The following is a 23,428-nucleotide window of genomic DNA, read 5'->3' on the forward strand; positions in this document are numbered from 1 at the left end:
TAGAAGAAAATAAGGACACTAAAAATTTAATTATACACTCAGACCAAGGATTTCATTACCAACATAGTACTTGGACTAAAAAACTAGAAAAAATGAATATTAAACAAAGTATGTCAAGAAAAGGAAATTGTCTAGACAATTCTCCAATGGAGAACTTCTTTGGCATCTTGAAACAGGAAATGTTTTATGGAGAAGATTTTAAAAGTTATGATCATTTGAGAAATGAGATTGAAAAATATATTAAATGGTACAATGAAGATAGGATTAAAACAAAATTAAACGGAATGTCCCCTGTTATGTACAGATTACATTCCGCTTAAAAGATTATTAAATTATTCCGTGTTTACGGGTTCAGGTTATTATCGTGCGACTTTTCTACTCTATTTAATCAATTCTTTTACAACTGATTCATCTATTGAGTTTTCTCCACCAAATACATTAACTTTTTCAAATTTTGAGTCTTTGATAGCTTGTTTTGTGCTTTCAGGTACTTCGTTTGATTCTGCTAATAATATTGGGCAATCAATGGAGCCTATTACTAAGCTGTCTGCAAAGTTTGTTCCGTTTGCGATGTTAACTTCTTTTCTATCTTTGAAGCCGTATTCGTAGATTTTCTTTGCTGTTTCGTAACGGTTTGCTCCGGCAATTCTTGTAGGGTTTGGTAGTTTGTTTGCTACTTCCTTAGAGATTGTCTTTTCTCCACCTACAATTATTGCTTTATTGATTTGTTTCAATACTTCTTGTGTTGCTTTTGGTATGTTGTTTGGTTGTACAAGTAGTATTGGCATGTTGTTTTTATTTGCTAGTGGTGCTACTGTCAATGCGTCTGCGAATGTTTCTCCGCTTGCGATGACAGCTTGTGTTGTTCCTGTGCGTTTGATTATTTCTTGTGCAATCTTAGCGCTTGTTTCGTATCTGTCAGATCCAGCTATTGTTTGTACGTTGTATTTTGATAGGCTGTTTTTAGCTTCATCTACTGAATGGTTTCCACCTATTACAACTACATTTTTTGCTCCTAATCTCTTGATTTCTTGTGCTACTACTGAGTCTAATTGATCTTTTTTAACTAGCAAGATTGGTGCTTTTAATGCTTTTGATAATGCTGATGCTGACAAGCTGTCTGCGAATTTTTCGTAGTTTGCTATGATTACTGTTTCAGCTGAGTTGTAGTATTTCTTGGATACTTCTACTGCTGTGTTGATTCTGTCAGCTCCTGCAACTCTTGTTGTTGCTTTTGGTGTTTGAGCTGGTGTTTCTGGTGTTGTTGTTCCAGGTACACTTGGTGTTGGTGTTACACCTGGTGTTGGTGTTGGTGCTGGTGTTGGTGTTGGTGTTCCTGGATTATCCTTACCAGGTTCTACTGGTTTTGTTGTTCCTGGATTATCCTTGCCAGGTTCTACTGGTTTTGTTGTTCCAGCTTTTTGAATCTTTGCTATTTCGTCTTTGATTTCCTTAGCTAATTTGTCAACTTCTACTTGAGTTGCGTCTTCTTTCTTAGTTAAGTCTTCAGCTTTTTTAATCAAATCTTGTAATGCTTTTTGTTGTTCGTCAGTTAATTTAACTTCTTTCTTGTCCAACAAGTTTTGTGCGTCATCTTTTTGACCGATAAGTTGTTTCTTATCAATTTTCTTAACTTCTTTTTCTTTAATCTTAGCCAAAGCATCTGTCAATTTCTTGTTAACTTCATCAACCTTGTCTTGTGGTTGTTGTTCATCAATAGCAGTTTTTGCTTGTTCAATTAATTTGTTAAGTTCAGCTATTTGTTCATCAGTTACATCGTATTTTTCTCGAACTGATACTATTGAATTTGCTTTTAGCATATTTTCTGTCAATTCTTTTGTATTAACAGGATCTTTTGCATTAGGATCTTTTCTGTTGATTACAACATCTTGTAATGTTTCGTTTCCAGCATCGTCGTATGCTTTGATTTGGAATGTGTTTTCGCCAACTTCCAATGGAACTTCTATTTCGAATTCTCCATCAACGCCTTTTTTATCTTCGAATTTATCCCAAGTCTTGTCAACTCTTGAAAGCATATTTCCGTCAAGAGACATTTCCAAATAAGTCATGTTTTCATGACCTTTTACTTTGATCTTAGCCATTGGAGCTTTTTCATCTTTATGTTCTACAGTGTATTCAACTGTTGGAGCTACGAAGTCTTTTCTGATTCTTCTGATGATAGTATCTTCTATATCAACTCCGTGAATATTTGATCCTTTAGCTTTGATTTGTAATTCGTAAACACGTCCATCTTCTAAGCCAGAGATGTCTAATTCGTGATCAAATGAGAAATTGCCATCTTTTCCTTTTTTGCTTTCGATTTTATGAACTACATTATCAACTGGTTTACCATCTTTTGTAATAGTCAATGTTAATTCACTTAATTTATCGACATGAGTAACATTACCTTGTACATGAATCTTCTTGTAAGCGTCTTGGTTTTCTTTGTTTTCGTATTTACCAAATGCAGCATAGTAACCAGGGTTTTCTACTTTGATTACAGGTAAGTTGTAAACTGTAGTGTCTTTTGGTTGTGGTTGTTCTGGTTGTGGTTCTTCTTCTTTTGGTTCTTCTTTTGGTTTAACTATGACTGGAATTGTGTATTCAGTTTCCTTGTCGCCAATTTTTACCTTTACTTTAATTTCATATTTACCAGCTTTGTCAGTAGATTTAATATTGTCTAATATTATAACTTCAGCACCTTCTGGTAAGTTATCGATGTGTTGTTTGATTTCATCTAATCCTGGTATTTTATCATTTACTTTCAATTCAAATGGTTTGACTTCGATTTTAGGAGTCACTCCTGTGTTTACTTTTTCTCCAGCAACATTTCTTGAGTTATCCCAAGCGTAAATGCTTAAGTTAGCCAAGTCAAATCCATCAGCTATTTTGAATGTATAAGAGTAATCTCTATCGATACCAACATCTTTTCCAACTTGTTGTTCATACCATTGACCAGTTTTAGTATTTTCATATCCTACGCTAAATACTCCTGCCAAGTTATCTTTTGCAGTTACAGTTATTTCTCTGTTATCTTTATCGTATTTGTAGCTTAATTTAGGTGCTTCGTTGTCTAATACTATATTGTATTGATATTTTTGTTCCTTATCCTTAGCATCCTTGTAGTCTACGTGACCTTTGATTTGGTAGATATATTGTCCTTGTTCAACTGGATTTCCTTTTGAGTCTTTGAAATCCCAAGCAGCTCCACCAGGAACGTATTCGAAATTGTACTTGCCATTGTCTTTGTACAATCCATTGACTTTTAGAAGAATTGGGTCGATGAATAAGTTTCTCAATGTATTGCCATCTTTATCTAAGATGTCGTATTTTACATCAAGAGCGTTTCTCATGATTGTGATTACTGGTGCAACTTCTTTATTCATTCCATCTTGTTTGTTTGAGTTTACGAATACTGTTGGTTTGCCTTCTACATTCCAAGCGTTCCAGTAATTCCATCCACCTTTTTCTTGTCTTCTCATAAATCCTGATTTGTCTATTCCACCATCTGGATATACTATTGGTTTGTAGTTTACTTGATCGCTGAAATCAGGCATATTATCCAAGAATTGTGGTTGTGACCAATCTCCTTTAAATCCAGTATAAGGCACTGAAAGTGTAGGATTAGTTTTTGATTCGAACATTACATATCCTTGTGCGAATTGATTTTTGTCAATTCCTTCTGTAGATATTGTTGCAGTGTAAGTTACTTCACTGTTAGCTTTTACTGTAACTTGTGGTAATGTTTCTTCTTTTACACGTGATGAATGTTCTGTGTATCTTCCATCTTTTACTTCATCTTTTAATGAGATGTATTTTGGTGTAAATGTGATGTCTTCTTTTTTAGAGTAGTTTTTCAATTTGAAAGTTGCGTTGAATTGTTCTCCAACTTCACCTAATTCTAATTTACCGTCTTCTTTTGTATCTTTTCCACCTGTAGCTGTTACAGTTGCAAATGTCTTAACAACATTTTCAAGGTTTACAAGTCCTGCACCTTGTTGTTTTGGTGTGTACAATGAAGCGCCTTTTACTTCTGTGTCTTCTATTGGTGTAGCTGTGTTCATCATTACCAATACTGTCAAGTATTCTTGGATTGGGTCTGGTTTACCATCAGCAGTTCTATTCAACAAATGATCTTTGTACAATCTTTGCATTACTAATGCACTTGCACCTGCAACTTGTGGAGTTGCCATTGATGTACCACTCATCATTGTATATTTGCCATCGTTAATTGTTGAGTAGATTTGTCCACCAACACCTGCGATGTCTGGTTTCAATCTCAAATCTGGTGTGATTCCCCAAGATGAGAATTCACTCATTTGTCCACCCTTGTCATTTTTAACAGATTTTACTTCTGTAATGTTGATTTGTTGTTTTGGGTTTTTTTCTAATAGTTTTATTAATTGTTCTCCAGCTTCACTACTAATAAATACCGAAGGAAAATCCTTGTTTTCCATTCCTGACATAAATGATAAGTTACTGCCACCATTATTGTAGATTATTATACCGGCTGCATGTTTTGATTTTGCTAATTCAGCCTTATGGTTAAATGAAGCAGATCCTCTTTGTGCAAGAACGATTTTACCTTTTACATCTTGACCTTTGTAATCTGCATCTTCATTTCCTAATCCAACATGAACGTATTCACAATCTCCTGTTGTTGTCTTTTCGTCTGCACCTTCTGCAATACCTGTTGAGATTGGAGTGTCTTCTTGTCCTTTAATTACAACATTTCTTCCTCTAAGTTCTACGTTTTCCATTGATGCTACAGAATATGATGGATCTGCAACTGCAGGGTGTCCTGTAGTACCAAAGTCAGGGTTGATAGCTAAGTTTGTCTTACCTTCGCCACCCCAGTTTGTAACACGATCGTTACCCATGGCAACTGCGCATACAACTCCTGCAGCTTTTGCTTTATTGAATGCTTCATTTGTAGGAGATATTCCTTCTCTACTGTAACCTGAACCCATTCCCAAACTCATGTTCAATACGTCTGCGCCAAGTTTTACAGAATCGTCAATTGCCTTCAACCATACTTCTTCGTAAACTGTAGATACTAATGCATCGTTGCTGAACACCTTCATCGCTAATAATTGTGCATTTGGTGCTACTCCTCTTACTCCTCCAGTTTCTGTATTACCATTTGCAGCAACTATACCAGCTACGTGCATTCCGTGATATCCACCAATACCAGAATCTCTGATTTCTTGAGATTCATCAGCATAGTTGTATCCATAAGGAATCTTGTTGCTGAACCATTTACCTTTTAATTTGTTTGCATCAATAACTTTCTGAACGTCTTCTTTGCTCTTATATTTTTGAAAATCATTAGATTCTAATTGAATATCTTTGTGAGTTGGATCAACACCAGTATCTATAATACTAATTAACATGCCTTGTCCTGAGAAATCGTATTGATCCCACAAAGTATTAGCCTTAATCATTCCAGGAGCTGAAGCCAAAGATGGAGATGCTCCTACTTTTGGTCTTTCAGCCTTCATTTGTGTTGTGACTTTTTTAACTCCTGGTTGTTTTCTCAATTTGTCGATGTCTTTTGCTTTTACTTTAGCTGAGAAGCCTGTTATAACTGCAGAAAATTCATCGTCCTTGTCAACTTTAACGTTTTCTTTCTTCAACTTAGTTTCGATTTTTTCTGAAGTTTTCTTTACCTCTGCTTCAGATGCCTTTACAGCTTTTGAGAATCTCGCACTTTTTACGTTTGGTTCTCTTTCGATAGCAGCCTTGTCACTTGTTTCTACGATTACTTTGACTTCTTGGTCTGCTTTTACGCCTTGTTCTTGAAGTTTAGCATATGTAGTACTGTCTGTTTGGTTAGTTGCAAATGTTGTTGCACTTGGTAATGCCAATGAAAACAATAACACACCAGCTAAAAACTTTTTGGAATATGGTTTCATATTTCCCTCCTATTTCTTATATGCAAAATTAGCAAGAAATTTGCCTTTTTTGCTCATACCATAATTTTACTTAACTAGCTAAAAAATGTCAAACTATTTATAAATTTCAAAATTAATAAATATACTTCTATCGTTTTCATTAAAATAATGATTTGAAATCTTATAATCCGTAAATTAACTTGTTTTATCGAGACAAATTACTGATTATTTTTATTACTCATTGTTTTTATATTATTTAACTGAATAATAATGAGTAAAATAGTCGGGTTTGTTACATTATTTTCCAAAATTATTTTTTGCATAAATTGGTGCGTAAAATCTGTTACCATAAATTTTTCAAATTTTGTTACTATAAACCACAACACAAATACTCTATAATAGAAAAATAGGAGGACGACATGAACACTAAAAAAATTACTACAACAGCGATTTTTATAGCGCTTACAACTTTTTTCACAATGATAGTCAAAATTCCTGTGTCACCTGCGATGGGTTACGTTAATCTCGGAGATTTCATTATATTATTATCCACTGTCGCTTTTGGGCCAGTTATCGGAATGATTGCCGCTGCGTTTGGATCAGCCTTGGCGGATTTATTGCTCGGCTATGCAGCGTTTGCACCATTTACATTCGTTGTCAAAGGTTTGATGGCTCTTGTAATGGGATTGTTCTTGAAAAAAGTCAACAATCAAAAAATATCCACAGTTCTAACTGCGGGTGTTATCTGTGAATTGGTGATGGTTGTTGGATATTACTTCACATCTGTAATTCTTTACGGAAATAAAACAGCAATCGCTACAATTCTTCCAAACTCAGTACAAGCGGCTGTAAACTTCGTGATATTCGCACTTATTTGGAAGAGATTTTTGAAAATAACTGAATCTATGTTGAAAAATTAAATACAAACCAACAAAACACAGCCTGTCACTGATTAGTGATTAGCTGTGTTTTGTTTTTTGTTGAATGCAAAAAGTATCACGTGTGCGAGGACAACTCCGCATATCACATCGATGATGCTGTGTTGTTTGACAAGCATGGTGCTTATGCAAATTCCCACACTCCACAACAAGAAAAATACCTTCGATTTCTTGTTGTCTTTCAATATTTTTCTGAATTGATTGTAGATTATCACGGTTGTCGATACGTGAATGCTCGGACACACGTTATTCGGGGCATCAACCTGTTGAATTTTTCTGATTATCCACGAACAAATATCATTTCCAGTGATGTCTGTAACTCTGATGTCAAGTGCCGTCGGATATATCACATAAATTATCAGTGATATGAACATCGCAGCAAACATCGGGATGATTATGTTGTAGAGGTCGTCGTACGATTTTCTCTTTAATAGGTTGACAAATGGTATCACTAGCATCAAAAACCACGACGAGTAAATAAGTATCGCTGGTTTATAAAAGGGAATGTAGTCGTCTAGTTTCGAATATACTATGTGATAATTTCTGTTGGGTAGTTTTTCCATTGAAAAAAACCACACCAAATACACTGCATAGACTGCGATTATGAATTTGAGTGGGTTTTGATCGTAAATTCGTTTAATGTTTTTCATTTTAATAAAAGTTTCTTCTTTGATATCCTCTTGCTATCGCTATGATTGGCTTGTAGTCTGTGATTTGCGATAGGATTTTGTCCTTCACAATGTCGACAATTTTCTTGTCGTCCATTTTTTCATCGATGTCTACTCTGATGTCGAATATCATCTCGTCGCCTTCTTTTTTAGGACAAATTCTAAAATCGTTCAATATCCAATCTTCGTTGACATCTTTGATGATTTTTTCGACAATTTCGTGTAAATTTTGAACTTTCGGATTGTTGACTGCCAACGGATCCATGTGAATTGTCGAATACACGCCCTTTTTTTCTATCAAATCTCTCTCGATTTGGTCTACCAATGAGTGAAGTTTGATGAATTCTTCGGAGCTGTCAACTTGGACATCCGCAGTTATAAAGATGTGACCTGGACCATAATCGTGAACTCTCAAATCGTGTGCGCCGTAAATTCCATCGTAAGATGTGATGAAATCAGTGATTTCTCGTTCGAATTTTGCAGATGCACCTGTTCCCAAAAGTTTATCCACAGTGTCTGTTATCATTTCGTATCCGTTTTTGATGATGATAAGTCCTCCTAAAAGTCCGATGTAGGCATCTACATTAAGAGAAGTTAATTTGAACACAACAACTGAGATAAGTACGATGGATGTTGAAATACAGTCGCTTCTTGAATCGACAGATGTTGCCATCAACAAATCGGAGTCGATTTTCTTGGAAATTTTGTGGTAAAATTTGCTAAGCCAGAACTTCGCCACAATCGCTATTATTAGAACTACCAATGAATAAATGTTGAATGTGATGGCTTCCGGATGAATAATCTTTTTAAATGATGCAACTACAAGTTTAATACCGATGTAGATGACCAAAATCGTAATCAACGACGAGAAGATGTACTCCAATCTCGAGTGACCGTACGGATGTTTCTCGTCTGCGGGTTTCGTACTCATACTGAAACTTAGAACCATAAGAACGATGCTGAAACAGTCCGACAAGTTGTTGATAGCATCGGCCATTATCGCGATGGAATTGGTCAATAATCCTATTATTAGTTTTGTTGAAAACAAGAATAGGTTGATGAATAATCCCACTGCGCTGCTTAAATTTCCGTAAGATCTACGAGTAGCGAAGCTTTGCGTGTCTTCGTAATTTCTCACAAATTTTTGAATCAAATAATCTATCATAAAATCCTTCCTTAAAATATAATTATCATATTATTATATCAAAGTTTAGCAATAATTTTCAAAATTTATTAAAATTTTACAGTTTCCTTCAGAATAATCAACTTGTCTCCTGCGTTTAACGTGACACTTCCCGTAGGAACGATGATTTCGCCGTTTTTTGCTTGAATCATCACCACAAGTTCGGAATCAATCATGTCGATATCCTTCAATTTCTTACCATTCCAGTTGTTCTTGTCGCTGATTGTGATTTCAACCAAACCGTAGCCTGTCGGATCGAAATACGATTTTCCTCCAATAACAACAGTGTCATTCGCACAAATCACAGTGTCTCCACGCGGAATTACAAGTTTGTTGTTACGGATAATTTTCGCAACGATAATATCGAAATTAAGCCCAATCTCTTTAACTTTCTTACCAACAAGCTCACTATGCTCGTTAATTTGTGTTTCAATAAATCCGACATCGCTTTTCGAGCTGTAGTAGTTGAAAGTTTTAAGCACCGTATCGTCAGGGTCAATCATGTCCGTTTTTCTACAAATAATCGGGAAAAGGGAACCTTGTATCAAACAAGACAACAGACAAATCACGAAAATTATGTGGAACAAATCGACGGATAATTTGGCGTTACTATTGATTACCATAATCGCAAACGCAATCGCAGCCGCTCCTCTGAAGCCCGCCGCAGAAATTACGATGAGCTGATTTTTCTTGTAGCCAAATGGTTTCAAAAGCAAAATACTTGCCAATGGTCTCGCAATAATTGTGATGAAAACCATCACCAAAAAAGCCACAGGAGTAGCCTTCACGATACTTTGCGGATTTGCCAACAGTCCCAATAAAAAGAACAAGCCAATCTGCATTATTCCCGAGAAACCATCGAAGAAGAACACGACCTCTTTTTTCCTGTAATATTCCAAATTCCCAATCATAATCCCCAAAACATACACTGATAGAAACGCATTTCCACCCAAATTCTTGCTAATCGCAAAGGTTAAAAGTGCGCAGGAAATGATGAGAACTGTGAATAGTCCATCTTCTGAAAAATCGATCTTGAAAATCAATTTTTCGGTCAATTTTGCCATCACAAATCCAATCAATAGCCCGATACCAACTTGAAGAAGAATTAGTTTGAACACAGAAGTCTTGGAGCCTACCAAAATCGACAAGAAAATCATAGTCATTGTGTAAGCTGTCGGGTCGTTGGAGCCACTTTCGATTTCAAGCATGGATGCTGTGGAATATTTGAGGTTTAAATTCTTGCTTCGTAAAATCGAACTCACCGAAGCAAAATCCGTAGAACCAACAACTGATCCCAAAAGCATAGACTCCACGAAACTGATTTTAAGCACGAAATAACAAAAAACTCCCGTAAGGACAGATGTCAACACGACACCTGCACTTGCCATGATGACTCCTTGTGTTGTCACTGGTTTTGCCATTTTCAAATTTGTACCGAAACCACCGTAAAACATGATAAACAACAGAGCAACGCTCGAAAATTCGTCAACAAATTTGAAATTATTGAAATCTTTACCGAAAAAATTAAACGATATTCCTAGTAGAATAAACAATAAAAACGATGGAATACCGAATTTATCTGAAAATTTGACAGCCAAAAGCGCCAATAACAGCACAATGGCAACAATTAAAATATACATAAACCCTCCTTGGGGAAATTGATAAATGAATTAATAAAAAATGTTAAATTAATTATAGTATATCATAATCGATATTTATTTTAGTTTGATGAATCAAAAAAGCACCCACATTTTTACATGCAGATGCTTTCTTATTAGTGAATACAAACTTTTATTTTATCTTTAGATTCTTCATCTAGCTTTGCAGCTTTTATCCTGTTATTTTTTAAATATTTACCCCAGATAACCACGAACGCGAAAGCAACGAATGTTACAAATGTTAAAAAGTAAAAGAATAACCTATAACCTTGTGCTCCTGGATTATTATCTATTAATTTTCCTGCCATAACAGAAATAAATACTTCTGGAACGGCTCCAGCTGTCGATATTAGTCCCGCCGCAGTACCAGAATATTCTACAGGAATTCCTCCTTCTGTCATCATAGTCCAGCTCATAGCCATATTCATATTAAAAAATACAACTATAACCGTGAAAATAAATGTAATTATAAATAAAAGGGATGGATTTACAGGAACCAATAATAATACTATTTGAGATAGTAATACTACAAAGTAAGATATAAACATTACCTTATAAGTTCCTATATTATCAGTTAAATATCCTCCGAAAATATTTCCTCCAATTGATCCAAATTTTCGTAATACTCCCAAAAAAGCTCCAAAAACCACCGTAGCTTGGAATATATTTGTCGCATAAGGAATATAATAATACAAAGAAATACAATAAATGTGATTGCAAAATGATATTATACAAATAATCCAAATACTAGGATTCTTAATCAACTTGCCTATTCCTTTAAAATTTGATCTAGCTGAATGAAATACAGTATTCTCATCGTTTATAAAATGATATGCACAAATTGCTGTGATGATGTTTGCCAATGAATAAAACAATATTACATATCTCATGGCCAACAGTTTATTATCCATTCTCACTGCCGCTATATTAAATAACCATATAGCAATTAATGCAATTATACCAGCAAAAATATTTTTAAATCCTTCGAAAAATCCAAAAGCCTTTCCTTCACTGTCATTATCTGACATTATACGAATTGCCTTTACACAAGCAGGCCAAAAAGCAAAAGTAGTGGATATCCCCCATACACAATAAATCAGAACAAGTCCTTTAAAACCGATAGGCAATAAATGTAGTAGTCCACCAATTCCAGTGGCCGTTAATGATATTACAATAATTTTCTTTAGTTTAAGTCCGTCAGCTATAAGCCCACCAAACAAATACGAAAAAATACCAGTAATACCTATTATTGTCCCAAACATTCCCATCTGTGTATTAGTTAAATTATAAGTTTTTAAATAAACATCGTAATAATCAAACCTAAAAAATGGCAATCCTCCTATGATTGATACTGCAATCGCAATTATAAGGATTCTTCCAAAGTTTTCCTTGAATTTACCAGTTATACCCATTTTATGCATAAATTTATCCATAAAATATTCTCCTAATTCTATTTTTCATTAATAGATTCAATATGATAAGTGTCTCCTTTATCATAAGTCTTTGAAAAGATAATGAAATTATCATAGTAGAATCTTCCGGCATAAACGCCTCTTTCACATCCTTGATTACTCATTTCAAAATCTTTCCAATTTCCAACTTTGGATTTTACATCATCTTGTGTTACAGTCTTACCAATTAAATTTTCGGCGTTTTTTCTAACAATATTATTATCAGAACTATTTTCTGTTGCTGTAACTTTGTTTTCTTGACCAGGATTTGAGTTCTGGCTCATTTTAGTAACTCCCCAGAACCCTCCAATAATCAAAGCCAATGAAACAATTACTATTCCAATTACTTTACTATTTTTGTTTTTTGTCATCTAAAATATTAACTCCGTCTCTTACATCGTTTCCTTTTTCATCTACTACAGTATCTCTGTACTTGTCATAGTGAACTTTTTTACCAGTATGATCAATAAATTCATTGCCAAGATTAGACCATGGAATCCATCCATTTCCCCATTGCTTGATAGTTTCTATACCTGTGGATTGGCAGATGTAAGCTATACGTGCAGCTCCCCAACTATCACCACAGAAAAATGCAACAGTTTTCGAAGTATCTAAGTTATAATCTTTCATATGTTTTAAAAGTTCATTTTGAGTTCTAGCAGTGTTGTCTATATTTTCAAAATACATTCCTTCAGTTTCACTATATTGTGGACACCATATACTATTTTCGATCTTACCAGCTAAATCATGGTAGTTATATCCTGTATAAGTTCCTTCAAATTCCTTTTTACCTCTATTATCAGCTACTTGACCATCTTTCTTTCCAGTTAAAATATCTTTGATATCATTCGTCCATAAAATTTCATCTGGATTTTTTATTTCTTTTGTTCCAAAATCATCTATTGAATTTGGTACAACCAAAGTATTTTCATCTTTATCTAATTCATAGCCATTATATTTCCAAGCTGTTAAGTTACCACTCATTGCGTAAACCTTAACTCCTAATGATCTCAACATAAAACCAATACGAGCTTGAGGGGAGTTTTGAGTACCAGATACTATTACAATAGAATCTTTGTTAATTCCATATTGAGGACACAATTCGTCTCTAAATTGTTCCAATGAAATTAATCTCCATTCTTTAGCATAATCAGACCTTTTTTCTGGAACATATACACGAGGTCTTTCATAAGAATCTGTGTTAATATGAACAGCTCCAGGAACATGACCTTGTGAGAAATACGATGAAGCTTTTGCATTACCCCAACCAACATCAACAAGAACAACCTTATCAATACTGTCTCCTACAATACTTTTAGCATCTTCTGATAATTCCTTAGTTTTTCCTGTCTTATAATCTGAAATATTTTTTACAATTTCTGATGGAATAAACATATCAAAATTTTTGTTAGATTCAACATTATTAGCATCATCTATTAACTTATCAGCCTTAAGTACTTTTATATTATTAAATCCTTTGTTTTTTAGATAATCTGCAACAAAAGCTGATTGTTTTCCTTGATAGTCATAAATTATTATATTCTTATCTTTTTCAATCCCTTGATCCTTAGCTGCTCTGTCCAAATAAGCATCTCTTGGAGCTTTTTCTGAATATTCACAATCTAACCAGCGTGATGAAAATGATAATGCATTTTTCAAATGTCCTCCATTTTTTGCACCTTCTAATTTCCAACCAGAAAAACTTTCTTGAGTTCTAGCATCAATCAATAAAGTTGAAGTATCTTCTCCCTTTATAACTTTAAGAGCATCTTTTTCATTAGCTTGATCAAAATCACTCATTTTAGCAGTGTTTTTGTAAACTTTTGAAACTTTTTCTTCTTTTTCCTTTGATTCTTCATTTTCAGCAGGTTTTGCTTGTTCTTCAGTCTTAGTAGCAGACTTTTTTTCTTCTGTTTTGTTGTTGCAAGCACTAAAAGTAGTACATACAAAAACTATCGCTAACATCATAGCGAAAAATTTCTTTTTCATTAAATCTCTCCTTGTTATATTTTCTATAAATTAACAAATAAAAAAATTTATTAATTTTTTAACTAATATTATTATTCTATCATTTATTGCAAATTTTACAAATTTGTACACTATTAATTATAGATATCAATTTAGTGTATTTTTATTATTTAAACTAATGGCTTTTATTGTTAAAAATAGTTGTTAAGTTTGTTTTTGTGACGCTTAGATTTATTAAAATAAATTCTATTTGATATTTATTGTTATTTATGAAAATAAAAGCACAAATTAAATTTCAAAAACTCTCATTTATAGAGAATTTCAATAAATAAACCTACATTATTTTATGCATTTGGGATATAATAAGTATATAGAATATTTTAGGAGGGATTACATAATGAAGAAATTCATTAAAGCTTTAACATTGTTTGCCATGATTTTAGTTTTGGCAACTGGTTGTCAAAAGGCGGCTCCAGGAGCTGCAAAAGGTCCTGGTACTGCAAAAGACGGTAACGAACAAAAAATTGAAACTGCAAGTATGAAACTTGTAAATGCTGTTAACAAAGGTGGATATGAACTTGTATCTACAGAAGACTTGAATTCTTGGGTTGAACAAAAGAAAGACATGGTTATAGTTGACACTATGCCTGCCAAATCTTTTGACAAAAACAGAATTCCTGGCGCTGTAAATGCTGAATTGCCTATGAAAGCAGACGAATTAAAACCAGAACAAAAAGAAGCTTTCTTGAAAGCTTTGGGCGAAGACAAGAACAAAACTGTTGTCGTATATTGTGGTTTTGTTGGCTGTGCTAGAAGTGATGTCGGCGCAGTTCTTGCAAAAGAAGCTGGATTTACAAATGTATATCGTCATCCAGGTGGAATTGTTGCTTGGATGGATGCAGGATATAAAATCGAAGGTTCTGCAGCAAAATAAGATATTTAATTGGGCAATATTTAATATATTGCCTAATTTTATGCCAAAAAATATAAAGGGGGATGTTTTTTGAAAAAAGCATTAAAAATTTTACTTTTATTGGTATTTGTGTTTAGTAATAAATTATAAAAGAAAATCGGCTCTTAGTGAGCCGATTTTTTAGATGTTTTCTGAGTTTTTCTCAGTTGTGTTTTGTTGTTTTTCTGTAGGAAGATTTTGTTTTTCTTCTGGATTTTGTTTTTTGTTTTCTTTGTTTTCTTTATTTTCTTGTTGTTTTTCTTCTTGTTGTTTTTCTTCTTGTTGTTTATCCTCTGCTTTTTCTTCTGGTTTTTTATCTTCTACAGGTTTTTTGTTTGTTGATTCAGCTGTTTCTTTTTCACCAATTTCTTCTTCTGTTTCTTCAACTGTTTCTTCTTCTGATTCTTGTTTTTCAAGTTCTTCGTCACTTGGTATTTGAGGAAGTTGTCCTTTGAAGATTATTTGTCCGTTTTTCTTTTCAAATTCGCTTATGTGGAAGTTATTTGTTGTGTCTTTAGTGTATATGCTGACTTTTTCTTGTCCTATTTGGAAGATTCTTGAAGTGTCGTTTATTTTATAGTGAGATTTCAAGAATTCTATTACTTCTTCTATTTGCAAGTCTGATTTGTATGTCAAATCTTCTTCTGGGTGTTGGAACTTGTATTTCAATGTTGCGACTACATCTTTTGCAGTGAATCCTTTCAATGCTCCAGATTTTTCCATTTTTATCAAGTCTTTTATGCTTAGTGCATGGTAGTGGTCTCCATGTAGCCAGTAAAATACGTTGTCTTGTTTGTCTTCTGTTCCCATGATTGCGATTCCATCAGTCAATTTTCCATATCCTGTCATGTTTCGTAGATTGTCGTTTAATACTGCTTCGATTCCTTCGACTTTGTTAGCTTTTATGTCGTCATAATTGAATACATCTTTGTCTTCTACTTCTACATTTCCCACATCGATGTAATCTTTGATATATTCTGCATTTGGATAGTGATCTTTCGGATTTACTCTAACTACTGCAACTTCTTCATCTCCTCTGTACAAATGCCAGTGATCTTTGTGGTCTACGATTTTTGTGATATTTTCTGGCCATTTGAATTCATTATTGTTTGTTTGTGAATTGTTGTGGCTTCCTTCGTAGTTTCCAAAATAAGCATTTGGATAAAGGTCTTGTGGGTTGGTGTATGTTATCGCTTCGTTTCCGTTGGAGTCGTAAATGTGATAGTGGTCTTCGTGTTTTAAAATTTTTACGATATCAAATCTGTTAATTTCATTTACTGTTCCGTCTTTTCCCAATACTTTTGTTATTTTTAGTTCTTGTATTTTTTGTTCTCTTGTTTTTTCTGTTGGTTTTTCTTCTTTTTTGTCTGGTTTGTTATTTTGTGGTGTGTCTGTTGGGTTTTCGCCTGGATTTTCTTGTGGTGTGTTGTCTTTGTTGTCTTTTCTTGGTTGTTGTGGTTGTGTATGGCTACCTACATATGTTCCAACTGCTACATCTGGATATTTGGAAGATGGATCTTCATAAGTTATGAATTCTTCGCCATCTTTTGTGTAGATGTGCCAATGATCGCCGTGTTTTAGAATCTTGACTACATTGTGTTTTTTCTTGTTGTCTTCTACTTTTACAAGCTTTTCGTCTTTTATTAGCTTGTCTGAATTTTGTTTGGCGAGAGTTTTCTTAGAAGATTGTTTTTGTTTTTGTCTATCTTCTCGGATGATTTTTTCAATCATTTGTTTTCTGTTGGCGTGAGTTCCAACGTACTGTCCATACTCTGCGTTTGGATACAAACTTCTTGGGTCTGTGTATGACACGAATTCATTGCCTTTTGATGTGTAGATGTGATAATGGTCACCGTGTTTTAAAATTTTGATAACTCTTTCGTCATTTTTTTCAATTGTTTGTTTTATTTTTTGTTTTTCGTGTGCTATTGTTCTAGCATCCATTCTTTTATTATTGTGTTTTCTGTGATCACCGTGACTTCCTACATATGTTCCTACTTTTATGTGTGGAAACATTGCTGAAGGGTCTTCGTAAGTTAGATATTCTCCACCATTTCGTAAATAAACATGCCAGTGATCGCCGTGTTTTTTGATTGCAACGACATTTTGACCTTTGAGTCTATTTTTACCAACAACGCTGACCATTTCAAAGTTGGATGTGTTTTGTAATTTATTAGGGTCTTTGTATGTGATTTTTTCCCTGCCGTCTTTGGTGAACACATGCCAATGGTCTCCGTGTTTTACGATTTTTGCGATATCTTCTTTTTTGATTTCAGAATCTATCAACACTTCTGTCGTCTTGTCTTTTTTTATTGTAGATTGTTTGTTGCGGTCAGTTGTTTGTTCAACTTTTTTTGTAGACTCGTTTATTTGCTCTGATTTTTTTTCTGGTTTAGAAAAAAGTGAACATGAACTTAAAATGGTTGAGCATAAAACCACAGCCAATATTATTTTTTTATTACTATTTTTCATTTTTACTCCTATTTTCTCTTTATTATTAATGAAATTATCAACCAAACGACTGATAACAATACAATTACAGATCCCGGTCTAAGGTTTAATGCATACGATATGAAAAGACCCAAATACACGAAAATAACCGAAAATATTATTGAAACGATTAACGTGTTCTTGTAAGTTTTGGTGTATTGCATAGCGCTAATACTCGGTAATACAAGTAGTGATGAAACTATGAGGGAACCTATTGTTTTCGCTGAAATTGATATAGCTATTGCCGACAAAAATGTCACACAAAAATTTATAAATTTTATATTAATGCCTAATATGCTAGCGGCTTTCTGATCGAAAATACTTAAGTACAAGCTCTTATACAATAGACTATAAGAAATCAAAACGAAAGCTGACACAGCTATTACCAAATAAAATTCTTCATCACTTATGGTTACAATTGATCCAAACAAATAAGATGAGATGCTGTTGGTGTTTTTCACCATGGATGAAAATATTCCTGCAAGACCAATGGATGCCGCAAGTATTATAACCGTTGATATTTCCTGATATGATTTCAACCTATTTCTGATAACTTCAATAGACAGCCCTGCAAAAACACACGCAATGATTGCCGCCAACAGTGGATTGAATCCCAATGCAAGTCCAATAGTTAGTCCTGCAAGTGATGAATGAGAAAGTGTATCTCCAATCATCGATAGCCTTTTTAATAGAACGATCTGTCCCATACAAGGAAGTATTATTGCTATCAACCCTCCAACGATAAATGCTCGTTGCATAAATTCGTATTCAAATATATCCATATTCTCCTCACAGACTAATCTCGTTATTATTTATTATCATTGACTTTTTATCCTTAATTTTAATAGCATAATCAATGTATTTTTTCGCCAAATCAAGCTGATGAGTTATCACAACAACAGTTTTGTTTTGATTTTTGAGAGTTGACAAGTTTTGGAAAAATTCATCTGCAAACTTCTTGTCTATACCACTTGTAGGCTCGTCCAAGAAAATAATCTTCGCATCTTTTATAAGTGCCAAGACAATTCCAAGCCTTTGAAGTTGTCCGCCAGACAATTCATCCAATGCTTTCTTCCTGTGTTCAAAAAGTCCCACTTGTTTTAAATATATACTTGCATCAGTCTTTTTCTTCAAAAAAGACAAATGAATCTTCACAGCTTCCTCAATCGTAGTCGGAAAATTCCTATACGATAATACAGAATTTTGGGAAATATACGCCAAATCTCTAAAATGATTATCCTCTTTTATATCTGTACCAAAAAGTTTTATCTCTCCATCGTAGTTATTGAGATTGTTCAAAATAAGATTCATCAAAGTAGACTTACCAGCTCCATTCTCACCAACTATTGCGACAAAATCTCCTTCTTTTACGGAAAAATTCACATTATCTAAAATCAGATTTTTGTTGTATGCAAAAGATAAATCTTGGACAGAAATTACCTCACTACTCATTAAAAGCTTCCACAAGTGATTTTAGATTTTCTTCCATAAGCTTCAAATATCCCTTGGCAACTTGATTTTCATCTAGATTTTCCATAGTGTGCAAAGTAGATGTTTTCGTGTTGGTGTTTTTTGCCAAAGTCTCTGCAACTTTTGGTGTAGCCTTTCCTTCAAAAAATATTGTAGAAATATGCTTATCCTTCACAAAATCAGCTATAGTTTTGAGTTGTTTTGCAGTAGGTTCATCCTCTGGAGAAATACCAGTCACAGCAACTTGTTTCAAACCATAATCATCTGCCAAATAATTAAATGCAGCGTGAGAAACCACGAAATACTTCTCCTTGCTCTTTACCTTAGAAAGTTCTTGCTCGAATTTTTTATCCAACAAATCAAATTTGGCTGTAGAATCTTCTAAATTTTTCTTATAGAAATTTTCGTTTTCTGGATCAATCGAAGACACCTTCTCATAAATAGTATTCAACATTTTTTCAGCATTCTTCACAGAAAGCCAAGTGTGTGGATTGATAGCTTTCATATCAGAACCCTCACTTGAAGAATCCAACAAAGTTAGCCCCTTTGATAAATCCAAAAACTTTCCATCATCATTCATAGATTTTTTCAAATCATCAACAAAAGACTCCATTCCAGCACCATTGTAGACAACCAAATCTCCCTTTAAAATATCCTTCATATTATCTGTCGTAAGCTCAAATGAATGCGGCTCTTCGTTCGTCTTGATAATAGTCTTGACATCCATCTTGTCTTGTACAATCATCTTCGTCAAATCTGCCACAGGAAAAAATGTCGCATAAACAGTCTTCTTTCCACTGGTTTTTGTTGTATCTTCTTGTTTTGTGTCTTGAGTTTTTGAATCTTGTTTGTTACAAGCAGTCACAAAAACCAAAACTAGCGCCAAAAGCACCAATAATTTTCTAAATTTTTTTATCATAAACTCCTCCTTAAATGCAAATTATTTGCAACAACTAATATAATACACCAATTGATAATGATTCACAAGTATTTTTTTAAATTTTTTAATTTCCACACAATTGCACACAAAAAACGGTAAATCTCGTATGAGACTTACCGTTTCGTTGGTTTAATTTTAGGAAATGATATATGAAATTAAGGTTATCTGTTAAAGTTTGTGAGAATAGCGTTGAGCTTTTCAATGGAGATTTTGATATCTTCTAATCTGGATTCAACTCTGATTAGAAGAAATGCTGTCACTGAAATGGGAAAGCCGACGTTACCGACAAAACTTAAAAATTCGTCCATTTGTTAATCCTATTGTATATTCATTGGTTTCTTGTCTACAGTTATGATATCTGCTGAGATTTTCTTGTTGTAGGCTCCTGTTTTACCAGCGAATACTTCTGTTTGTAAGATTTGATCCATTGCATTTTTGATTTGTTCATCAGTTTTTGCACGATCATAGTTTGTTAAATTGATTGTCATTGTTTCATTTGAATCATTGCCTATCTTGATTTGTAAATATTCTTGCATTTAAATACCTCCTAAAGTTCTTTTTCTTCTACTACAAATATGCGTTTTTCAGATGCAGAAATCAATGAATTGATTGCATCTGCTGCGTTTTTCAATTTTTCATCAGTAACATTTGATGCTAAATTGCTGAATGTTTTGGAACTTTTCTTGTTTTTTCCATCTACATTGTTTAATGAAGTGATTTTTAATTTTTTCATTTTCACTCCCCCTTTCATTTATACATACATTTGGGGGTGTGATTTTACTATTCTGATTTGAAAAATTTGGGTATAATGTAATTAACACAAGAAAGGTTGTGAAATTTATGAAAAGGTTATTCAAAATTCTACTTACAATTGTAGTCGTCTACTTAATTGTCGGCTGGACTTACAATCACCCAGTTCAATATTTTTGTGGAAAACACAGGCTGTATTCTTTTATGGAACAGCAAGGAACTAATAAAGATAATATTTTGAAGATTTCATCAAGCTATAATTATAAGACTGAGGGTTATGATTTTGATGTGATTTTTAAGGATGATCCATTGGTTGAATATCGTTACAGTTATCATTTGACTCATTTTAGATTGTCTAATTTGACGCATTTGTTTGAAGATACCAACAAAATCAGTGTTGATATTTACGAATACGCTACAGGAAGTCCTATCGGAAACACCTATTTCAAAAAGGCAAAATACATGAAATACACTGATGGATGGCATTAAGAGGTGAATATGAAAAATAAATTATACAAATTTATCAAAATTGTGATCTGTATTTTCGTGATTTACAATGTTGTGTGGTGGGTTGTTGATCATCCAATTCAAAGCTATTTCGCAAACAAAAAACTCGACCAAGTCCTCGCTTTACAAGGAACTGACAGATCCAACATCAAATCAATAGAAAAATATAATTATGCAAGTAAGAATACTACATATTTTACAATATATTTCAAAGATGATCCCAATACACAATACGAGTACCGATATTTCTTGTACTCCAATGTTTATTTGAATCCTAGGAAAAATAACTACAACAAAATGTTTTGTTTTGCTTATGATATGAAACTAAAAAAAGAAAAAAACATGTACGACAATCACAACTACCTTGCAAGAAAGCCGTTCGCTGATTATATTAAATATCAAAAATGTTTAAATACATGGAAATAGTTGCCAACTAAAAAAGCTCATCTAATAAGATGAGCTTGTTGTTTTTATAAATTGTAGTAAATTTGATGTCGTATTATTTCACATTCAATTCTTTTTCTAGTGCTTCAGTCAGAATTTTGGAGAAATTAATATTTTTATATTGTCCGAGCATGTTCAAGTGATTTGGTATAGTAAGTGTTTTTTTGGTATTAACAACTTTTACCTTCGAAAATTCGTAAGGTAACCACACGTTTACATATACAACAAATTCTCCTTCTTTGAGTTCTTTCATTATATCTTCTATATTAGAAGCTTTCTTGTATTCATCTTCTTCAAAATCATAAAAAATTAATCCGAAAACTTCTTTGATATTTTTCAACGCTTCTTCGATTGTATCTCCTTCGGCATAAATTTCTTCATAATCATAGCATTGAGCAAAATATCCTCCTTTTTCTTTGCTCATTACAACTGGATACAAAATATCATTTTTCATAATATCACACTCCTAAATTTCGAGAGATAGTGGCTGGTTTACCAACCAGCCTGTTTGTATATGCTCTTTAAAGTTTTTGTTGTAAAATCTCCTATGCAATTTAATTTTAACACGTATAAAACACGTGTCAATATTGTGGATTAAATTTGTTTATTTTACCAACTAAAAAAGCTCATCTAATAAGATGAGCTTGTTGTTTTTATAAATTGTAGTAGCGCAACGACTGCTGATAGGATAATTGCTACGTTGTAATCTAGTTCGAAAATATTTTTGGCGAATGTTGCCATTAATATTGCAAATACTGCTAAATTTACGAACAGCACATATTCTAGATTCGATGTTTTGTGTTTGATGATTTTGTAAGTTAAATACACAAACATTAAGATAAGCACTGCTATTATAACTGGTATTACAATATTCATGTCTACTTGTTGCTCGAACATCATGTTTTTGTACATTACGTGTCTTTGCATTCCCATTTTATGTTTGGTGAAATAATGCACGATGAATATCGCAAATAAAGCAATGATTTGGATTACAGATAATATTCTTCTAAATATTTTCATTATTTTGTTGCTCTGTCGTTTGGTAATTTGTCAACTGTTGTGAATTGTACATCCTTATCTTTTGGATCTCCAACTTGTACTGGAAATTCCTTGTGCATTTGCCATTCATTCCATCCACCATCGAAGATTGTTGGGTTCAATCCGTTTTCAAATGCTATAAACCATGGCAAAGTTGCTCTCCAACCTGTTCCACAGTAGAATGACATTTCTTTGTCTGTAGATATTCCTTGTTCTTCCCACATTTTCTTAACTTCATCGAATGATTTGTAAGTTCCATCTGGGTTTGTGTAGTAAGACATGTCGGAGTTGTCTTTTCCTGATTTTCCCCACAATGCGCCTTTTGGTTCACCAGCTTTTGGAATGTAAGAATATCCTGATTCAATTCCCTTCCATTCTTTTTCACTTCTGATTGAAATTAATTGGAAGTTCTTGTCGTTAGCAAGTTTGTCTTTTGCTTGATCCAAAGAAATCAAATATTCTGGATGAGCTGGGATTTTTGTTCCAAAATCAGTTGCTGCGACTGGCTTGTTTTCAGTAGTTTCTGTTTCAAATCCTTTATCTTTCCAAGCTTTAATTCCACCGTTTAAAATCTTAACGTGTTCAACGCCTGCATACATATAAGTGAATGCAACTCTTGTTGCTCCAGTATTTGGTCCGTAAACTATAACTGTCTTGTCTTTTGTAATTCCTTGTGATAACAATGCTTTTTCGATTTCCTCAGGAGATCTCAAATTCCACAATGGACCAACTTCTACTGAATCTGTGTTAACGTGGATTGCACCTTTGATGTGTCCGTTACCTTTTAAATAATCTGGGCTGTCCTTAGCTTCTCCCCATGTTGCTTCAACAACAACGTAATCTTTTACATCGCTTTTTCCGTCGATTACATCCTTAACATATTGTGGATCAACGAAAATTTTTCTATCAACTTCTTTATTTGAAGCTTCTTCTTTCTTTTCTTCTTTTTTTTCTTCTGATTTTTGTTCTTGTTTAGTGTTATCTGTTTTGTTGTCGTCTTTTTTAGAACATGCAGTAAAAGCCATGCTCACAACTGCAACTAATAGCAATAATTTGTATAGTTTTTTCATAATTCCT

At 33.5% G+C, this 23,428-nt stretch carries 22 protein-coding genes; 5 read left to right on the forward strand and 17 right to left on the reverse strand.

The window, feature by feature from the left end; genetic code table 11:
* A partial coding sequence (locus tag ACU68Y_RS02100) for an IS3 family transposase (protein ID WP_002841965.1) occupies positions 1–320 on the forward strand: 320 nt, incomplete at its 5' end.
* Between the two features lie 60 nt (positions 321–380).
* Here ACU68Y_RS02100 and ACU68Y_RS02105 read toward each other — a convergent pair.
* Positions 381–5,915 (reverse strand): cell wall-binding repeat-containing protein, encoded by a 5,535-nt coding sequence (locus ACU68Y_RS02105; protein ID WP_446755408.1) that lies wholly within the window; start codon positions 5,913–5,915, stop codon positions 381–383.
* 398 nt (positions 5,916–6,313) lie between these two features.
* Between ACU68Y_RS02105 and ACU68Y_RS02110 the strand changes: the two genes are divergently transcribed.
* Positions 6,314–6,814 (forward strand): ECF transporter S component, encoded by a 501-nt coding sequence (locus ACU68Y_RS02110; protein WP_316448855.1) that lies wholly within the window; start codon positions 6,314–6,316, stop codon positions 6,812–6,814.
* A gap of 32 nt (positions 6,815–6,846) precedes the next feature.
* On the opposite strand, the gene ACU68Y_RS02115 is transcribed toward ACU68Y_RS02110, so the two are convergent.
* From ACU68Y_RS02115 to ACU68Y_RS02140, 6 genes are all read right to left on the reverse strand, one after another.
* The gene (locus ACU68Y_RS02115) at positions 6,847–7,482 is read right to left on the reverse strand and encodes a phosphatase PAP2 family protein (protein WP_446755410.1); all 636 of its coding nucleotides are present in this window, start codon (positions 7,480–7,482) and stop codon (positions 6,847–6,849) included.
* Position 7,483: 1 nt separating this feature from the next.
* The gene (locus ACU68Y_RS02120) at positions 7,484–8,665 is read right to left on the reverse strand and encodes a cation diffusion facilitator family transporter (protein WP_446755411.1); all 1,182 of its coding nucleotides are present in this window, start codon (positions 8,663–8,665) and stop codon (positions 7,484–7,486) included.
* Positions 8,666–8,733: 68 nt separating this feature from the next.
* Positions 8,734–10,323 carry a potassium/proton antiporter gene (locus ACU68Y_RS02125; protein WP_446755412.1) on the reverse strand — a complete coding sequence of 530 codons (1,590 nt, stop codon included), beginning with the start codon at positions 10,321–10,323 and terminating at the stop codon, positions 8,734–8,736.
* Positions 10,324–10,457: 134 nt separating this feature from the next.
* Positions 10,458–11,774 (reverse strand): MFS transporter, encoded by a 1,317-nt coding sequence (locus tag ACU68Y_RS02130; protein WP_446755413.1) that lies wholly within the window; start codon positions 11,772–11,774, stop codon positions 10,458–10,460.
* Positions 11,775–11,791: 17 nt separating this feature from the next.
* A complete protein-coding gene (locus ACU68Y_RS02135; RefSeq protein WP_446755414.1) occupies positions 11,792–12,163 on the reverse strand; it encodes a hypothetical protein in 372 nt (123 codons plus the stop codon).
* The gene (locus tag ACU68Y_RS02140; protein WP_446755415.1) at positions 12,144–13,781 is read right to left on the reverse strand and encodes a sulfurtransferase; all 1,638 of its coding nucleotides are present in this window, start codon (positions 13,779–13,781) and stop codon (positions 12,144–12,146) included. Before ACU68Y_RS02140 ends, ACU68Y_RS02135 begins: the two co-directional genes overlap by 20 nt.
* Positions 13,782–14,157: 376 nt before the next feature.
* On the opposite strand from ACU68Y_RS02140, the gene ACU68Y_RS02145 reads away from it, so the two are divergent.
* Entirely contained in the window at positions 14,158–14,694 is a 537-nt protein-coding gene (locus ACU68Y_RS02145) for a rhodanese-like domain-containing protein (RefSeq protein ID WP_002839880.1), read from the forward strand.
* Positions 14,695–14,853: 159 nt separating this feature from the next.
* Here ACU68Y_RS02145 and ACU68Y_RS02150 read toward each other — a convergent pair whose 3' ends face one another.
* From ACU68Y_RS02150 to ACU68Y_RS02180, 7 genes are all read right to left on the reverse strand, one after another.
* On the reverse strand, positions 14,854–17,184 hold the full coding sequence (locus ACU68Y_RS02150) for a hypothetical protein (protein WP_446755416.1): 2,331 nt from the start codon (positions 17,182–17,184) through the stop codon (positions 14,854–14,856).
* 8 nt (positions 17,185–17,192) lie between these two features.
* Positions 17,193–17,984, reverse strand: a complete 792-nt coding sequence (locus ACU68Y_RS02155) for a metal ABC transporter permease (protein WP_002839883.1) — start codon at positions 17,982–17,984, stop codon at positions 17,193–17,195.
* Positions 17,985–17,991: 7 nt separating this feature from the next.
* On the reverse strand, positions 17,992–18,654 hold the full coding sequence (locus tag ACU68Y_RS02160) for a metal ABC transporter ATP-binding protein (RefSeq protein ID WP_446765319.1): 663 nt from the start codon (positions 18,652–18,654) through the stop codon (positions 17,992–17,994).
* Positions 18,647–19,591 (reverse strand): metal ABC transporter solute-binding protein, Zn/Mn family, encoded by a 945-nt coding sequence (locus tag ACU68Y_RS02165; RefSeq protein ID WP_446755418.1) that lies wholly within the window; start codon positions 19,589–19,591, stop codon positions 18,647–18,649. The genes ACU68Y_RS02160 and ACU68Y_RS02165 overlap by 8 nt, the downstream gene beginning before the upstream one ends.
* Positions 19,592–19,773: 182 nt before the next feature.
* A complete protein-coding gene (locus tag ACU68Y_RS02170; RefSeq protein ID WP_002837622.1) occupies positions 19,774–19,920 on the reverse strand; it encodes a YvrJ family protein in 147 nt (48 codons plus the stop codon).
* Positions 19,921–19,929: 9 nt separating this feature from the next.
* Positions 19,930–20,148 carry a DUF2922 domain-containing protein gene (locus ACU68Y_RS02175; protein WP_002840949.1) on the reverse strand — a complete coding sequence of 73 codons (219 nt, stop codon included), beginning with the start codon at positions 20,146–20,148 and terminating at the stop codon, positions 19,930–19,932.
* A gap of 11 nt (positions 20,149–20,159) precedes the next feature.
* Complete coding sequence (locus tag ACU68Y_RS02180) at positions 20,160–20,345, reverse strand: DUF1659 domain-containing protein (RefSeq protein ID WP_446755419.1); 186 nt, start codon at positions 20,343–20,345, stop codon at positions 20,160–20,162.
* 107 nt (positions 20,346–20,452) lie between these two features.
* On the opposite strand from ACU68Y_RS02180, the gene ACU68Y_RS02185 reads away from it, so the two are divergent.
* Together ACU68Y_RS02185 and ACU68Y_RS02190 are read left to right on the forward strand one after the other, a co-directional pair.
* Positions 20,453–20,851, forward strand: a complete 399-nt coding sequence (locus tag ACU68Y_RS02185; RefSeq protein WP_446755420.1) for a DUF3139 domain-containing protein — start codon at positions 20,453–20,455, stop codon at positions 20,849–20,851.
* Between the two features lie 9 nt (positions 20,852–20,860).
* Positions 20,861–21,295: a DUF3139 domain-containing protein gene (locus tag ACU68Y_RS02190; protein ID WP_094203105.1), complete on the forward strand. Its 435-nt coding sequence runs from the start codon at positions 20,861–20,863 to the stop codon at positions 21,293–21,295.
* A gap of 73 nt (positions 21,296–21,368) precedes the next feature.
* Here the strand turns inward: ACU68Y_RS02190 and ACU68Y_RS02195 are convergent, their stop codons facing one another.
* The 3 genes from ACU68Y_RS02195 to ACU68Y_RS02205 all read right to left on the reverse strand — a co-directional run bounded on the left by ACU68Y_RS02195 (position 21,369) and on the right by ACU68Y_RS02205 (position 23,421).
* Positions 21,369–21,767 (reverse strand): type II toxin-antitoxin system HicB family antitoxin, encoded by a 399-nt coding sequence (locus ACU68Y_RS02195; RefSeq protein WP_002839861.1) that lies wholly within the window; start codon positions 21,765–21,767, stop codon positions 21,369–21,371.
* 176 nt (positions 21,768–21,943) lie between these two features.
* Complete coding sequence (locus tag ACU68Y_RS02200; protein ID WP_446755421.1) at positions 21,944–22,333, reverse strand: hypothetical protein; 390 nt, start codon at positions 22,331–22,333, stop codon at positions 21,944–21,946.
* Positions 22,333–23,421 carry a sulfurtransferase gene (locus tag ACU68Y_RS02205; RefSeq protein WP_446755422.1) on the reverse strand — a complete coding sequence of 363 codons (1,089 nt, stop codon included), beginning with the start codon at positions 23,419–23,421 and terminating at the stop codon, positions 22,333–22,335. The genes ACU68Y_RS02200 and ACU68Y_RS02205 overlap by 1 nt, the downstream gene beginning before the upstream one ends.
* Between the last annotated feature and the right edge of the window lie 7 nt (positions 23,422–23,428).

The sequence above is a fragment of the Finegoldia sp. P1-F-LS genome (assembly GCF_052932205.1).